The 14,177-nt window shown below is 64.8% G+C and carries 13 protein-coding genes; 8 read left to right on the forward strand and 5 right to left on the reverse strand.

Annotated features, from left to right (window positions below; genetic code table 11):
- Positions 1 to 27 precede the first annotated feature (27 nt).
- The 3 genes from mutL to RT460_RS05295 are packed head-to-tail and all read left to right on the forward strand — an operon-like array spanning position 28 to position 3,760.
- Positions 28 to 1,878, forward strand: a complete 1,851-nt coding sequence (gene mutL / locus RT460_RS05285; RefSeq protein ID WP_313317594.1) for a DNA mismatch repair endonuclease MutL — start codon at positions 28 to 30, stop codon at positions 1,876 to 1,878.
- On the forward strand, positions 1,878 to 2,819 hold the full coding sequence (locus tag RT460_RS05290; RefSeq protein ID WP_313317595.1) for a DUF1684 domain-containing protein: 942 nt from the start codon (positions 1,878 to 1,880) through the stop codon (positions 2,817 to 2,819). Before mutL ends, RT460_RS05290 begins: the two co-directional genes overlap by 1 nt.
- Positions 2,816 to 3,760 (forward strand): TraB/GumN family protein, encoded by a 945-nt coding sequence (locus tag RT460_RS05295; protein WP_313317596.1) that lies wholly within the window; start codon positions 2,816 to 2,818, stop codon positions 3,758 to 3,760. The genes RT460_RS05290 and RT460_RS05295 overlap by 4 nt, the downstream gene beginning before the upstream one ends.
- 128 nt (positions 3,761 to 3,888) lie before the next feature.
- Here the strand turns inward: RT460_RS05295 and phaR are convergent, their stop codons facing one another.
- From phaR to gluQRS, 3 genes are all read right to left on the reverse strand, one after another.
- Positions 3,889 to 4,476 (reverse strand): polyhydroxyalkanoate synthesis repressor PhaR, encoded by a 588-nt coding sequence (phaR, locus tag RT460_RS05300; protein WP_313317744.1) that lies wholly within the window; start codon positions 4,474 to 4,476, stop codon positions 3,889 to 3,891.
- A 78-nt stretch (positions 4,477 to 4,554) separates the two neighbouring features.
- Positions 4,555 to 5,295: a beta-ketoacyl-ACP reductase gene (locus RT460_RS05305; protein ID WP_313317597.1), complete on the reverse strand. Its 741-nt coding sequence runs from the start codon at positions 5,293 to 5,295 to the stop codon at positions 4,555 to 4,557.
- 56 nt (positions 5,296 to 5,351) lie between these two features.
- Positions 5,352 to 6,239: a tRNA glutamyl-Q(34) synthetase GluQRS gene (gene gluQRS / locus RT460_RS05310; protein ID WP_313317598.1), complete on the reverse strand. Its 888-nt coding sequence runs from the start codon at positions 6,237 to 6,239 to the stop codon at positions 5,352 to 5,354.
- Positions 6,240 to 6,331: 92 nt separating this feature from the next.
- On the opposite strand from gluQRS, the gene htpX reads away from it, so the two are divergent.
- Positions 6,332 to 7,198 (forward strand): protease HtpX, encoded by an 867-nt coding sequence (gene htpX, locus RT460_RS05315; RefSeq protein WP_313317599.1) that lies wholly within the window; start codon positions 6,332 to 6,334, stop codon positions 7,196 to 7,198.
- 300 nt (positions 7,199 to 7,498) lie between these two features.
- On the opposite strand, the gene RT460_RS05320 is transcribed toward htpX, so the two are convergent.
- Positions 7,499 to 8,326 carry an inositol monophosphatase family protein gene (locus RT460_RS05320; RefSeq protein ID WP_313317600.1) on the reverse strand — a complete coding sequence of 276 codons (828 nt, stop codon included), beginning with the start codon at positions 8,324 to 8,326 and terminating at the stop codon, positions 7,499 to 7,501.
- 119 nt (positions 8,327 to 8,445) lie between these two features.
- On the opposite strand from RT460_RS05320, the gene RT460_RS05325 reads away from it, so the two are divergent.
- The 3 genes from RT460_RS05325 (at position 8,446) to RT460_RS05335 (ending at position 12,328) form a co-directional block, all read left to right on the forward strand.
- Positions 8,446 to 9,204, forward strand: a complete 759-nt coding sequence (locus RT460_RS05325) for an RNA methyltransferase (protein ID WP_313317601.1) — start codon at positions 8,446 to 8,448, stop codon at positions 9,202 to 9,204.
- Between the two features lie 92 nt (positions 9,205 to 9,296).
- Complete coding sequence (locus tag RT460_RS05330) at positions 9,297 to 10,184, forward strand: phosphate/phosphite/phosphonate ABC transporter substrate-binding protein (RefSeq protein WP_313317745.1); 888 nt, start codon at positions 9,297 to 9,299, stop codon at positions 10,182 to 10,184.
- Positions 10,181 to 12,328, forward strand: a complete 2,148-nt coding sequence (locus RT460_RS05335; RefSeq protein ID WP_313317603.1) for an EAL domain-containing protein — start codon at positions 10,181 to 10,183, stop codon at positions 12,326 to 12,328. Before RT460_RS05330 ends, RT460_RS05335 begins: the two co-directional genes overlap by 4 nt.
- 1 nt (position 12,329) lies before the next feature.
- On the opposite strand, the gene epmB is transcribed toward RT460_RS05335, so the two are convergent.
- Positions 12,330 to 13,355: an EF-P beta-lysylation protein EpmB gene (gene epmB, locus RT460_RS05340; RefSeq protein WP_313317746.1), complete on the reverse strand. Its 1,026-nt coding sequence runs from the start codon at positions 13,353 to 13,355 to the stop codon at positions 12,330 to 12,332.
- A 101-nt stretch (positions 13,356 to 13,456) separates the two neighbouring features.
- On the opposite strand from epmB, the gene efp reads away from it, so the two are divergent.
- Complete coding sequence (gene efp / locus RT460_RS05345; protein ID WP_313317604.1) at positions 13,457 to 14,023, forward strand: elongation factor P; 567 nt, start codon at positions 13,457 to 13,459, stop codon at positions 14,021 to 14,023.
- Positions 14,024 to 14,177: the final 154 nt, after the last annotated feature.

Consider the following 14,177-nt stretch of genomic DNA (forward strand, 5'->3'; position numbering starts at 1 on the left):
CATGCGCCCCGCGCAAGGCGGTGCTGCATGAGTACGATCCGCCCCCTGCCAGAAATCCTGATCAACCAGATCGCCGCCGGTGAAGTGGTGGAGCGGCCCGCCTCGGTGGTCAAGGAGCTGGTCGAGAACGCGCTGGACGCCGGCGCCACGCGCGTGGACATCGACCTGGAAGAGGGCGGTGTGCGGCTGATCCGTATCCGCGACAACGGCGGCGGTATCGCCCCTGAGCAGTTGCCGCTGGCGGTATCGCGGCATGCCACCAGCAAGATCGCCAGCCTGGATGATCTGGAGTCGGTAGCGACCCTGGGCTTTCGCGGTGAAGCGCTGCCGTCGATTGCTTCGGTGAGCCGGTTCACCCTGGCCTCGCGCCGCGCTGATGACGAGCACGGTTCGGCATTGCAGATCGAAGGCGGCAAGCTTGGCGAGGTCGCGCCGCGTGCGCATGCACCGGGCACCACCGTCGAAGTACGCGAGCTGTTCTACAACGTGCCGGCGCGGCGCAAGTTCCTGCGCGCCGAGCGCACCGAACTTGGCCACATCGAAGAGTGGCTGCGGTCGCTGGCGCTGGCGCGGCCGGATGTGGAGCTGCGCGTATCGCACAACGGCAAGCTGTCGCGTCGCTACAAGCCGGGTGACCTGTATTCGGATGCGCGTCTTGGCGAAACCCTTGGCGAGGATTTCGCGCGGCAGGCATTGCGTGTGGACCATAGCGGCGCCGGCCTGCGCCTGCACGGCTGGATTGCACAGCCGCAGTATTCGCGTGCCAGTGCGGACCAGCAGTATCTGTACGTCAACGGTCGATCGGTGCGTGATCGCAGCGTCAGCCATGCGGTGAAGATGGCCTATGGCGACGTGCTGTACCACGGTCGTCAGCCGGCCTACGTGTTGTTCCTGGAGCTGGATCCCACCCGCGTTGACGTCAACGTGCATCCGGCCAAGCACGAAGTGCGTTTTCGTGACGCGCGACTGATTCATGATTTCGTCTACCGCACGCTCAAGGATGCATTGGCCGAAACCCGCGCTGGTCTTGAGCCGGCCGCGATGGGGCAGGCCCACCCGGCCGATCCGGGCGTGATGGCCGCGCCCCCCTCGAATGTTGGCGGCGGCTATGTTCTGTCTCGTCCTGGCGGCAGTGTTGCCAGCAATGGCAATTGGCAGGCGCGGCAATCCCCGCTGGGATTGCAGGTTGCCGAGGCGCCGTCGGCCTACGCAGCGTTGTACGCACCGTTGGCCGAAGGCGGCAGCCAAACGGACAGCGGCCCCGCGCTGCCGGCAACGTCCAGTGATGCCGGTGTGCCGCCCTTGGGTTATGCCATCGCGCAGTTGCATGGCATCTACATCCTGGCCGAAAACGCCGAAGGCCTGATCGTGGTGGACATGCATGCCGCACACGAGCGCATCGGCTACGAACGACTGAAGAACGCGCACGACGGCATCGGCCTGCATGCGCAGCCGCTGTTGGTCCCCATCACCCTGGCCGTAGGCGAACGCGATGCCGATACCGCAGAGCGCGAGGCAGCGACCTTGGCCGAGCTGGGCTTCGAGATCACCCGTTCCGGCCCCGGCTCGCTGCATGTGCGCAGTATCCCGGCGCTGCTCGCCAACGCCGAGCCGGAAGGTCTGCTGCGGGATGTATTGGGGGACCTGCGTGAGCACGGCCAAAGCCGGCGCATTGCCAGCGCGCGCGACGAGCTGCTGTCGACCATGGCGTGCCATGGCGCGGTGCGTGCCAACCGCCGTTTGACCCTTCCTGAAATGAATGCCCTGCTGCGTGACATGGAAATCACCGAGCGCTCGGGGCAATGCAACCATGGCCGCCCAACCTGGGCGCGTTTTTCCTTGTCCGAAATTGATCGCTGGTTCCTGCGGGGGCGTTGATGAAAAAAGCATTGGGGGGCGCGGCCTTGCTGGTCGCGGTGCTGTTGGGTGGCTGCGGCAAGGACGCGGCCACGCCTGCGCCGGTTGCAAAGGTCGATCCGGCGTTTGCGCACGACAACGAACTGTGGCGCGAGCAGCGCCTGACCGAACTGTTGGCCGTGGATGGCTGGACCAGCCTGGTGGGGCTGCACTGGTTGGAGCTGAAAGCGCACTACATCGGCAGTGGCAGCACCAGCGGCATCCGCCTGGCAGTGGGTCCGCCGCGCCTGGGCATGGTGGCGCGCGAAGGCAACGACTGGTATTTCAGCCCGGAGCCGGGTGTAGCGATGCAGGTAGACGGGCAGCCGGTGAAAGGGCGCATCGCGTTCCATGGTGACCATCATGAGGCGCCGACCTTGATCCATTTCGATGACGGCAAGGGTGTCCTGAGCCTGATCGAGCGCGGTCCGCGTTTCGCCTTGCGTGTCCGTCACAGCGATGCACCTGCGCGTACGCATTTCACCCACCTGGACTATTGGCCGGCAGATCCAAGCTGGCGTATCACTGCGCGTTTCGTGCCGCACGACGTCAACAAGACCTTGCCCATCGTCGATATCACCGGGCTGACCACCGAGCAGTTCAATGCCGGCGCCATCGAGTTCGAGCGTGATGGACGCACCTGGCGTCTGGAAGCCCTGGGGGCTCCAGGCGAACCCCTGCAGGTGATTTTCGCCGACCGCACCAGTGGCCGCGGCAGCTATGCCGCGGGCCGCTACATCGACGTGGACGTGCCCAATGACAAGGCCGAGGTGGTGATCGATTTCAATCGCGCCTATAACCCGCCATGCGCGTTCACGCCTTTTGCGACCTGCCCGTTGCCGCCGCCGGAGAACCGCATGGACATGCCGGTGGAAGCAGGTGAGAAGGTCTATGCCAAGCCCAAGGACGAGGTCGCCGCATGAAGTGGATGACTCGCATGGCCGGTGGGCTGCTGGTCGCGGTGGCGTTGCTGGCAACCACGACGAGCGCTGCACGCCAGGCAGATGTCGAAGTGAAGGCGGCCTATGTGGCGCCGGTGCCGCTGCTGTGGAAGGTCAGTGGCCGGCAAGGCAGTGAACTTTATCTGCTGGGCTCCTTCCACCTGCTCAAGCCCAGTGACTACCCGTTGTCGCAGGACGTGGACGCCGCGTTTGCAGCGTCACAACGTCTGTTGTTCGAACTGTCGCCGGAAGAAATGAACTCGCCCTCGTTGCCGGTGCAGATGGCGCAGGCGGCAATGCGGCGTGATGGCAGTGAATTGAAGGATGACCTGGATGCCGGGACCTGGCAGCGGCTGCAGGACTGGTCGCAGGCCAACAACATGCCGTTGCAGGGGCTTGTTGGTCTCAAGCCATGGTTCGTCGGGCTGACAATCAGTGTCGTGCAGATGACCCGGCAAGGGCTGGACCCGCAGGCCGGCCTGGATCGGCACATGATGACGCTGGCCGCCGAAGCTGGAAAGCCGGCCGAAGGGCTTGAAACAGCCGCCTCGCAGATCAGCATGCTTGACGGTATGAGTGCCGAGGAGCAGCGGCAGATGCTGCGTGAGGCGCTGGAGCAGGTGGACAAGGGCGACCTGCAGAGCCGCGCATTGCACGACGCATGGCGACGTGGGGATGCGGGGATGTTGTGGCAGGACATGGCCGCGGACATGCGGCGGCAGTATCCCGGGCTGTACCAGCGCATCAACGTCGCGCGCAACGATGCCTGGTTGGCACCGCTGCAGCAACGCCTGCAGGCGGGGCAGGGCACCAGCCTGGTCGTCGTGGGTGCCATGCACCTGCTGGGCGAGGACGGCGTGGTCGAAAAACTTCGCGCGAAGGGTTACCCGGTCCAGCGGATCTGCAGCGCCTGCGAGATGTAGCTGGCGCACAGGTCTGGAAGCGCCACCGGACATGCCCGCTGACAGCTGGGCGAAGGTGCTGGAGCGACTAGGCGACTACACGCAGGCACACACGAAAAGGCCGACGTTCACGTCGGCCTTTTCGGTGTTCAGCGGTTGCCGCGGGTCTTGCCGCCGCCAGCCGGCGGTGGATCGGCCGGCTTGCTGCCAGGTGCGGGCGGGCGCGGGGCGCCAAAACCGCCACCCATGCTGCGCTGGAACTCCTGCCACAGCTCCAGGTTGCGCTCGGTAAGCTGGTTCATCATCGCCCAAGGCGTCTGCCCCAACAGGCTGCCCATCTGCTGCCGGAACTGCTGCTGCTGGTCCAGGAACACCTGCATGCTGCGCTCCAGGTAATTGCCCATGAAGCCCTGCAACGAGTCGCCGTAGAAGCGGATCAGCTGGCTCAACAACTGGGTCGACAGCATCGGCTCGCCGTCCTGCTCCTTGTCCGCGATGATCTGCAGCAGCACCGAACGGGTCAGGTCATCGCCGCTCTTGGCGTCACGGACCTCGAACTCCTCGCCGTCGAGGATCAGCTGGCGGACGTCTTCGATGGTGATGTAGCTGGAAATCTCGGTGTCGTAGAGCCGGCGATTCGGATACTTCTTGATGATGCGGGTCGCAGCCATTAAGCAGTCACTCGTCACGGTTAGGTGCGCAGCATGGCGCAGTGCAGCAGGGCTTGCAACCGCCAAAAGTACAGGTTGCAAGGGTTTGGATACTGTTGTTTTTGTTGCGCAGCACGACGGGCCGGGCCCGCAGCATGGCTGGCGCTACCAGCCCATGTGGTGGCCGCCGTTGATATCCAGGTTGGAGCCGGTGATCCAGGCGGCCTCCTCGGCGACCAGGAAGGCCACGGCATAGGCGATCTCCTCCGGCTTGCCCAGGCGGCCGGTCGGGATGTCGGCGATGATCTTGGCGCGTACTTCCTCGGGCACGGCCATCACCATGTCGGTGGCGACGTAGCCGGGCGAAATGGTGTTGACGGTGATGCCGAAGCCGGCATTCTCGCGGGCCAGCGAGATGGTGAAGCCATGCATGCCGGCCTTGGCCGCAGCGTAATTGGCCTGGCCGTACTGTCCCTTGAGGCCGTTGATCGAACTGATCTGGATGACCCGGCCCCAGCCGCGCTTGCGCATGCCCTCGATCACCGGCCGGGTGACGTTGAACACCGAGTTGAGGTTGGTATTGATCACCTCATGCCACTGCTCGGCACTCATGCGGTGGAAGGTGGTGTCGCGGGTGATGCCGGCGTTGTTGACCAGGATTTCAACCGGGCCCAGTGCGGCCTCCGCGGCCTGGATCAAGGCGCGGCCGCTGTCCGGATCGGCAACATCGCCTTCGAACAGGGCGATGTCGTAGCCATTTTCGCGCATGCGCTGCTGCCATTGCTGCGCCTTTTCCGCATTGCGGAAATTGGTGGCAACCCGATGGCCTTGGTCGGCGAGGCGTTGGCAGATGGCGGTACCGATGCCGCCGGTACCACCGGTGACCAGTGCGACGCGGGATGTCATGGGCAAGGCTCCAGGGCAGATTCGCAGGGTAGCCGCTGATTCTAATGAAACTGGGCTCAGGCCGGGGGCCACTCGGGCGCCCGCAACGATGTTTTTTGCAGCCGGCCTGGTTCGAATGCGGCGGCGGCGTGCTGCAGCAGCTCGTCCACCTGGGTTGCAGCATCCAGTGCAGCAGGCGGCTGGCCCAGTGCGGTCCATAGCCAGCGCAGAACAGGCAACGGCCGTGTCGCATCCACCGGCACGGCTGCCTGCGATTTGGAGAGCTTGTCGCCGCTGGCGTCCAGTAGCAGGGGCAGGTGCAGGTAGTGCGGGGTCGGCAGGCCCAAGGCTTGTTGCAGCAGGATCTGGCGTGCCGTGGAGTCGATCAGGTCGGCGCCGCGCACCACGTGGGTGATCCCTTGCTCGGCGTCGTCGACGACCACCGCCAGCTGGTAAGCCCAATAGCCGTCGGCACGCAGCAGGACGACATCGCCGACGTCGCGGTCTACCACCTGTTCAACATGGCCCTGCAGCCCATCGTCGAAACTCACCAGGCTGCCGTCATCCACACGCAGGCGAATAGCCGGATGCGCGCGCTGCTGGCTGGCCACGCAGTGGCGGTGGATGCCGCCTTGGGCAGCCAGATCGGCGCGGCTGCAATGGCAGGCAAAGGCCTTGCCCTGCTCCAGCAACTGGGTGAGCGCGGCTTGATAGAGAGGGTGGCGCCGGCTTTGGTATTGAATCGGAAGGTCCGATTGCAGCCCGAACGCCGCCAGGGTCGCAAGTTGGGATTCAACCGCCCCGGCGACCTCGCGCGGCGGGTCGATGTCTTCGACCCGGATCAACCACTGGCCGCCGGCGTGCCGTGCCAGCAGCCAGCTGCCGAACGCGGCCAGCAGGGAGCCCAGATGGAGCGGGCCGGTCGGGGAGGGCGCGAAACGGCCGCGATAAGGAAGAGATGACATCGAATATGAATGCTCGGTCAGTTTGCGGGTTGAATTCAACCGGGGCGCACCGCAAATTTGCCGTATCCCCATCCTCAATGGATCTGTTTCCCATGTTTACCCGTATCGGGCTGTTTCTTCTGACCAATATTGCGGTGCTGGCGCTGGCCAGTGTCGTGATGTCGCTGCTGGGCGTGAACTCGTCGCAGATGAGCGGTTTGCTGGTCATGGCAGCCATCTTCGGCTTCGGCGGCTCCATCATTTCGCTGTTGCTGTCCAAGTTCATGGCCAAGCGTGGTACCGGCGCGGTGGTGATCACCGAGCCGCGCAACCAGACCGAGCGTTGGCTGCTCGATACGGTGGCGCGCCAGGCCAAGGCGGCCGGCATTGGCATGCCCGAAGTGGCGGTCTATGACGCGCCGGAAATCAATGCCTTCGCCACCGGCGCCAACCGCAACAACGCCTTGGTGGCGGTTTCCACCGGCCTGCTGCACAACATGAGCGAGGACGAGGCCGAGGCCGTGCTGGGCCACGAGATCGCCCACGTCGCCAACGGTGACATGATCACCATGGCCTTGCTGCAGGGTGTGCTGAACACCTTCGTGATCGTGTTGGCGCGCGTGGTCGGCGGCGTCATCGACAGTGCATTGTCAGGCAACCGCGAGGGCGGTGGGCGTGGTTTCGCCTATTACATCATCGTGTTCGTACTGGAGATGGTGTTCGGCTTGTTTGCGACGATGATCGCGATGTGGTTCTCGCGCCATCGTGAGTTCCGCGCAGATCATGGCGGCGCATCGCTGGCCGGTCGCCAGAAGATGATCGCGGCACTGGAGCGCTTGAAGTTGAACCATGGCCAGAGCACCTTGCCGACGCAGATCGCCGCTTTCGGTATCGCCGGTTCGGCGGCCAAGAAGCTGTTCCTCAGCCATCCGCCGCTGGATGAGCGCATTGCGGCACTGCGTTCGTCGACGGTTGCCTGATCGGCAGAGTGCCTTCGTAAGGTGTGACCCAGAACGCCCGGCATCGCCGGGCGTTCTGCTTTGGTGCTGGCCGCGGCCGCTATCCCGTGGAGCCCCCGACCTGACGGCCATGCTGCTTGCTGCATCCTTCTCTCCTGGCAAACCGGGGTAGGGCGCGGGATGCGCTGCCAGCCGGAGCATGCCGGTACGTGGATCCCTTCTTCCGCTTGCCGGGGAAGGCAGCTTTGGCTTTGTTGTCTGGCCGCACAAACAAAAACGGCGCCTTCGCAGGCGCCGTTTCAGTTGCAGGGCAGGGCTGGATCAGAATTTCGGATCGAACTCGGCTGCATAGCCAGTGTTGACGATGACCTTCTGCAGCGCCTCGCAGACCTTGATGTTGCCCGCTACAACCTGCTGGGTCTCCGGGCCGCGCGAATCCATGCGGTCCAGCGGGGCGCCACGGTAGTTGCAGACTTTGCCGCCTGCCTCGCGCACCAGCAGCACGCCAGCGGCGATGTCCCATGCCTTCACGCCGGCTTCGAAGTAGGCGTCGGCGCGGCCACAGGCCACGTAGGCCAGGTCCAGCGCGGCGGAGCCGGTACGGCGCACGTCCTCGGCCTGCACCAGCAGGGTGTCGACGGTCTTGAGCTGGGTGCTGGCACGGCTGCGTTCGCGCGGAGCGAAGCCGGTATGGATCATCGTGCCTTCCAGATCCTTGCGGTCGGACACGCGCAGGCGGCGGTCGTTGAGCACGGCACCATTGCCCTTGGAGGCGGTGAACAGCTCGTTGCGCAACGGATCGAAGATCACCGCATCGATCGGCTCGCCGTTTTCAACCAGGGCGATGGAGACGCAGTAGTGCGGGAAGCCGCGCAGATAGTTGCTGGTGCCGTCGAGCGGGTCGATGACCCACATCATGCGGTTTACACCCTGGATGCCGCCTTCTTCACCGAAGATGCCGTATTCCGGGTAGGCGCGCTTGAGTTCCTTGACGATCACTTTTTCCGCATCAGCATCGACTTCGCTGGCGTAATCCATCCGACCCTTCTGAACCACATTCAGGGCTTCAAGTTTGTTGATGTTGCGGAGCAGGACGTTGCCGGCGAGGCGGGCGGCCTTGACCATGACGGTTACGGCGGGTTTCTGCATGGCGAAAGGCTCCCGTGAAGGCAGAGATCGGATTGGCGGGGGAAAAGAGCGTGTCCGGCGCATTGGCCGGCCGCGCAGTTTACCATCTACAGCTGTCTCGCTCCTGATTTTTTAACATCATGTCTGCTTCCGCTCATATTCGATTCGTACTTGTAGGCACCCAGCACCCCGGAAACATCGGCGCGGCGGCCCGAGCGATGAAGACCATGGGCCTCGCCCGCCTGGTGCTGGTGGCGCCGGAAAAGCCGCTGGACGAGGTGGCGTTCCGTCGTTCGGCCGGTGCCGAGGATGTGCTGGGCGATGCCCCGGTGCATGCGACCCTGGCCGAGGCGGTCGCCGACTGCCGGTTGGTCCTGGGTTGCACGGCGCGCTCGCGCAGGGTCCAGCTCGAGGAGTTGCTGCCGGAGCTGGCGGGCCAGCGCGCGGTTGCCAAGACCGCCGAAGAAGGTGCGGAAGTCGCCTTCGTCTTCGGTCGCGAGCGCACCGGTCTGACCAACGAGGAACTGCAGCTGTGCCACGCTGCCGTACATATTCCGTCCGACCCGGAGTTCAGCTCGCTGAACCTCGCCGCTGCCGTGCAGGTGCTGGCCTATGAGGTCCGCATGGCCACGCTGGAGGGCCAGACGCCGGCGCCAGCCGAAGCCGGTTTCGGTGAGGCACCTGCCAGCCATTCCCAGCTGGAAGGCCTGTTTGGCCAGCTCGGTGACGCCTTGGATGAGATTGATTTCCACAAGGGTCGTTCGCCGGAATCGGCCATGCGCAAGCTGCGCCGCCTGTTCATGAAAGCCGACATGTCCGAGCAGGAAGTGCGCCTGCTGCGGGGCATTCTGTCCGACACCCAGCGCATGGCCAGATTGGCAGGTTCAAATCCCAATTGAGGCACACGTCGCATAACGGCTTTTTCCGGTACGCTTGGAAGATCAACAGGGGAGTTGCCGTTTTGCGCGTGTTCGTGTGGCTTTGGGGAGCCGTGCTGGCAGTGGCCGCGTTGCAGCCGTTGCCGGCAGGGGCGATTGAGCGCTCAGTGCTGGTTTTGGGTCGGATCAGCGATGATCCGAAGTCCCACTATGAGCAGCTGAAGCCGCTGCTGGATTATGTGGTGCCGCGCATGAAAGACGTGGGCATCCTCGAAGGGCGCATCCTGATGGCCAAGGATGCGCAGCAGATGGGCAGCTATCTGCGACGTGGGCGAGTGGATTGGGTCACTGAAACCTCCGGCACCGCCATGGCGCTGCAGCAGCGCGCTGGCGCCCGCCCGCTGTTGCTGACCGAGCGCAACGGGGTGAGTTCGTACCAGAGCGTTCTGTTCGTTCGCCGCGACAGCCCGATCGAGTCGCTGGAGGATTTGAAGGGGCACACCCTGGCGTTGCAGAGCCCCCTATCCACCAGTGCCTACCTGGTACCGGCGATGGAACTGCTGCAGCACGGCGTGCGCTTGGAGATCCTGCTGACCCCGGAAGACACGCCATCGGGCGATGCTGCCGGCTACGTATTCGCGCGGACCGAGCTCAACATCTCCACCTACGTCCACAAGCGGGTGGTGGATGCTGGTGCGCTCAGCAGCATCGACTGGAGTGACGACCATGCCGTGCCGCCGGCGTTCCGCAACGACATGCGGGTGTTCTATCGCAGCGAGCCGGTGCCGCGCGCGGTGGAAATGGTGCGTCAGGATCTGGACCCGGCGGTCCGCGATAGGCTGCGGCAGGTGCTGCAGGATGCAAGTCGCGATCCACAGGCCGGCCCGGCGTTGGCGAAATTCTTCGGTACCACGGGGTTTCACCCGGTGGACGCGGCCAGCCTGAGGGCGCTTGAGCGCTTGCGCAACGGGCTGGCGCGGGTACGGATGGAGGTCGAATGAGCCGTCCTCGATTTGGACTTCAGGCGCGCTTCCTGCTGCTGGCCGGTGGCGCGTTGCTGGTGGTGATCCTGATCGTGGCGCTGATGGTGACGCGCCAGGCCGGGGCCCAGCGCGAGATGCTGCATACCAGCAGCCAGGTGGTCAGCGGAGTATTCGACCAGGGCGTGCGCGAGCGCGGCACTACCTTGGCCGAGGCGCTGGCAGATGCCCTGGTCAATCCCTTGTATTACTCCGACCTGTCAGCGGTGGGCGCGCTGGTGCGCAACACCGCGCGGCAGAAGTCGGTGAGCTATGTGCTTGTGCATGACGACGAGGGCAACCTGATCCACGATGGTTCCGTCGATGTGGCCGGCTATGGGTTGCCGATGGGCGACCCTTTGGCGCCGGCAGCGGTGGCTGCGGACAAGACGCTGGTGCAGGAGACCGAGTCGATTCTTGAGGTTGACCTGCCGATCCGTATTGGCGATCAGCGCATCGGCGGCCTGCGGGTCGGGATGGGCCTGGCCCCCGTGCGCGCGCAGGAAGCCGACACCATGCGCGCGCTGGAGCAACGCATGCGCGATGCGCAGCGGCGCCAGTTGGGCTGGGTGCTGTTGTTGGTGGCGTTGTTGATTGGCTTTGCCTGCGTGATTGCCTTGTACGTACAGCGCACCTTGGTACGGCCGATCCGCTGGTTGGGCGAGGCGGCACAGCGCATCGAGCGCGGCGATTACGCCGTTTCGGCGCCGGCAACGCAACGCAAGGACGAGATCAGCGAGCTGCTGCGGGCGTTTGACCGCATGAGCCAGAGTATCGCCAGGCACGACCGCGAGGTCAGGCAGATGGCGTATACCGATGCGCTGACCGGCCTGACCAACCGGCTGGCATTCCGCGAGGCGCTGGATCACCGGCTGTTTGGTGCGCAGGCGGCGGGGCGCGGCTTGGCGCTGCTGTTCATCGATATCGACGAGTTCAAGCGGGTCAACGACACGCTGGGCCACGAGGCCGGCGACGAAGCCTTGCTGCAATTTGCGCAGCGCATTGCCACGGCGGTTGACCAGGTGGGCGGGGACGACGCCTTGCTGGCACGCTTTGGCGGTGACGAGTTCGTGATCCTGGTGGGCGAGAACGGGGTCAGTGCGGGCGAGGCGGCCAAGCGCCTGGCCGAACGCCTGGTCGTTGAACTTGCACGGCCGTTGCAGGCGCAGCAGCGTGAGATATTCCTTGGCAGCTCGATCGGCATCACCCTGTATCCCGAGGATGCGGTGGATGCCACCGCCCTGTTGAAGAATGGCGATATCGCCATGTACCAGGCCAAGTTGGCCGGCAAGAACTGCTACCGCTACTACAGCCGCGCCATGGACCATGCCGTCGAGCGGCGCCTGCACCTGGAACAGGAGTTGCGCGGCGCGTGGGAGCGCAACGAGCTTCGGCTGGTCTACCAGCCCATCTATCGCACCCGCGACCGGATGCTGGTCGGCGTGGAAGTGCTGCTGCGTTGGGATCACCCCAAGCTCGGCGCCATCGCGCCGTCGGTGTTCATCGACGTTGCCGAGCAAAGCGGGCTGATCCACCTGCTGGGCCCGCGCGTGCTCGGCGAGGCCTGCGTGCAGGCCCGGCAGTGGCCGCGAAACGCCATCGGCGAGGAGTTGTTCATCTCGGTCAACGTCTCGCCGCGGCAGCTGCGCAATGGTGATCTGGTGGAGCAGGTGGAGGCCAGCCTGCAGCGCTCAGGGCTCAGTGCCTCGCGCCTGCACCTGGAGCTGACCGAAACAGCGGTGATCGGTGACGAGATGCTGGCGGTGTCATTGCTGGAACGCCTGCACCGGACCGGGGTGAAGGTGTGGCTGGACGACTTCGGGACCGGCTTCTCCGGCCTGAGCCATCTGCGCCAGGTGCCGGTTGACGGGGTCAAGATCGACCGCAGTTTCGTCGCCGACATGGAGCGCGATGCCGATGACCTGGCACTGACCACGGCGATCATCGCCATGGCGCACGCCTTGGGCATCACCGTGGTGGCCGAGGGTGTGGAACAGGAAGCGCAGTTCCAGTTGCTCAGCGATCGGGGCTGCGACCTGGTACAGGGCTACTGGATGGGGCGGCCGTTGGATGCAGCGGGCGTGGTCAAGCTGCTGGGGCCGCCGCTGTCGCTGGCCGCGCGCTGAGTTACAGCGGACGTTTGCTGGTGTCGCCGGCGATCTCGCGCACCAGCTTGGGCACCAGATAGCCGGAAAGCCGGGCCATCAGCCCGGCATGCAGGGCCAGCGCCTTGTCATCGCTGACCTCGAAGTGGGCGGCGCCCTGCACCTTGTCCAGTTGGTAGAGGTAGTAGGGCATCACGCCCGCGGCAAAGCTGCGCTCGCTCAGCGCGGCCAGCGTGTCCAGGTCATCGTTGATGCCACGCAGCAGAACGGCCTGGTTGAGCAGTTGCGCACCGGTGCCGCGGATGCGTGCCAGCACCGTGTCGATCTGCGCATCGAACTCATTGGCATGGTTGGCGTGCAGCACAAAGGCCACAGGCCAGGGCAGCCCTGCCAGCCACTGGATCAGCGCATCGTCGACACGTTCGGGCAGCACTACCGGCAGTCGGCTGTGGATGCGCAAGCGCTTGAGATGGGGAATGGCGGCCAATGCATCGGTCAGTTCGGCCAGTTTGGAGGTGGCCAGTGACAGCGGGTCACCGCCGGAAAGGATGACCTCATCGATATCCGGGTCGGCCGCAATCACCGCCACGGCGTCCCGCCAGCCGCCCTTGGCGGCGTTTTCGCCGGCGTAGTCGAAATGGCGGCGGAAGCAGTAGCGGCAATTGATCGCGCAGCTGCCGGTGGTCACCAGCAGGGCGCGGCCACGGTACTTCTGGATGACCCCGGTAGCCTTCTTGGCTGCGCCATCGCCCACCGCGTCGAAGCTGAACCCCGGCACGATCCGCATCTCTTCGTCGATCGGCAGTACCTGCCGAAGCAGCGGATCGGCGGGGTCGCCGTGGCGCATGCGCGCGACGAAGCTGCGCGGCACCCGCAGGGCGAACTGGGCCAGGGCTTCGGCCGAGACACCCAGTGCACTGCCGTCCAGGCCCAGCGCCTGCAGCAGCTCTGCCGGGTCGCGGATGGCCTGCCGCCAGTGGTTCTGCCAGCTATCGACGGGCAGGGACAGGACGGCTTTTTCTGGAGTGAGGGCGGGGGCTGCGGTTATCATTGGCGGTCAGAAAAACAGATGTCCCGCCAGGTGGCGGGCGTTCCATTCTAATCCGGCCGCCGATATTCCGGCGGTTTTGCCAATTCAGGAGTTACAGCATGGCCAGTTACGGCATGAACGACGTCAAGAACGGGATGAAGATCCTGGTCAACAATACCCCGGCTGTCATCATCGACACCGAGTACGTCAAGCCGGGCAAGGGCCAGGCCTTCACCCGCGTCAAGTACCGCCTGATCAAGGACGGCCGTACCCAGGAAGTGACCATGAAGTCGACCGACTCGCTGGACGCTGCCGACGTGGTCGATACCGACATGAACTTCATGTACAGCGACGGCGAGTACTGGCACTTCATGGACCCGGAAACCTTCGAGCAGGTGCAGGCCGACAAGGCTGGCATGAATGGCGCCGAGAAGTGGCTCAAGGGTGAAGAATCCTGCGTGGTAACGCTGTGGAACGGTGCGCCGATCGACGTGACCCCGCCGAACTTCGTCGAGCTGAAGATCACCGAGACCGACCCGGGCGTGCGTGGTGACACCTCGGGCGGTGGCGGCAAGCCGGCCACCCTGGAAACCGGTGCCGTGGTGCGCGTGCCGCTGTTCGTCAACCAGGAAGAAATCATCCGCGTTGACACCCGTTCAGGCGAATACTCGGCCCGCGTCAAGTGACGTAATGGCGCGTTTGCGCCAGCGCAAACGCCTTTGCCATTACGTCATCCCCGCGCAGGCGGGGATCGCTCGGGCTCTGGCAGTTGCTTCGGCCGGTCGTCCCCGCGCAGGCGGGGATCGCTCGGGCTCTGGCAGTTGCTTCGGCCGGTCGTCC

Source organism: Stenotrophomonas sp., from assembly GCF_032061965.1.
Lineage (GTDB): Bacteria > Pseudomonadota > Gammaproteobacteria > Xanthomonadales > Xanthomonadaceae > Stenotrophomonas.